Origin of the sequence: Anoxynatronum buryatiense (genome assembly GCF_900182905.1) — a bacterium.
Classification (GTDB): Bacteria; Bacillota; Clostridia; order Peptostreptococcales; family Tindalliaceae; genus Anoxynatronum; species Anoxynatronum buryatiense.
The window spans coordinates 1-1029 of sequence record NZ_FXUF01000047.1; the positions used below are offsets into that span (position 1 = coordinate 1).

The window sequence follows — 1029 nt, forward strand, 5'->3', positions numbered from 1 at the left end:
TCTTCGAACTTATCTTGAAGGTTATTGTTGGAGGCAGCCTTAACTCCAGTGTAATAATTGGTTGAGCTCACATTGCTAATGTTCATTGTTAAACCCCTTTCTCATTTTTTTGATTGTGCTTCTTAGTTCCAATATCTAACAGTTCCATCAAAAGTAGACTGCGTACTAAAGGTCAGCTTATATCTAAAACTGCCTCTTCTGCCTTGTGAGTTCGTCCAACTAAAATTAGTTGATAACACACCACCAGCTCTAATAGATCCAGTCCAACTATTCACGGTTGTCCACCCAGATGTTAATGATTCATATTGCAGTTCAACTGTATATGTTCTTCTCACACCCGATGAGTTAACCCATAGCCTTAAATTAGGTGAGCCCGTGTTATAAAATGGTTCCGTAGTATATGTTGTTTCATCCGGTTGCGTAAAGTTAAAAGAATACCAGGCAGCAAAGGATACGGAAGTAGTAAGTAAAACCATTATTAACGCTCCAACAATAATGCTTTTAGAATTTTTCATCTCGTTCTCCCCTCCCAAAATAAATGGTCAAAGGTTTGGATAGGTTATACTTAGTTGGACAGAAACGTTAAGGTCATGTACCCTAATAAACAAGGAGATGAAAAACATGACCAAACGAACACGAAGAAGTTATACCCCAGAGTTTAAAGAACAACTGGTACAACTTCATTTACACGGCAAACCTCGGGCTGAAATCGTCAGAGAATATGATCTATCGCCCTCCGCCTTTGACAGATGGGTCAAGCAATACAATCACAGCGGATCCTTTGCAGAAAAAGACAATCGCAGCCCTGAAGAAAATGGACTGATCAAGTTACGAAAAGAACTGGATCAACTGCCCATGGAGAACGACATTTTAAAGCAAGCGGCGCTGATCGTTAACTCAACCCTATTTAGCGCAGTATTTGCCCTCTCTACAATTTTATTTTCAACTCAAATAAGATGTCTTCCAGCTCTTTCAACAGCTCTTGAATCGTTGCCTCCGAAACATGTTTGCCGTTGCTTAATGGGTTGT

At 39.8% G+C, this 1029-nt stretch carries 2 protein-coding genes; one reads left to right on the forward strand and one right to left on the reverse strand.

Going from position 1 to position 1029, the window contains the following annotated elements:
* Positions 1–122 precede the first annotated feature (122 nt).
* Complete coding sequence (locus QOL74_RS18400) at positions 123–515, reverse strand: hypothetical protein (protein WP_283410958.1); 393 nt, start codon at positions 513–515, stop codon at positions 123–125.
* Positions 516–621: 106 nt separating this feature from the next.
* Here QOL74_RS18400 and QOL74_RS18405 point away from each other — a divergent pair.
* Positions 622–1029: transposase (locus tag QOL74_RS18405; RefSeq protein ID WP_283410959.1), on the forward strand; the 408-nt coding region annotated here is incomplete at its 3' end.

Coding starts and splice junctions, on each gene's coding strand:
- QOL74_RS18400 (WP_283410958.1), bottom strand. CDS start 515: ATGAAAAATTCTAAAAGCATTATTGTTGGAGCGTTAATAATGGTTTTA.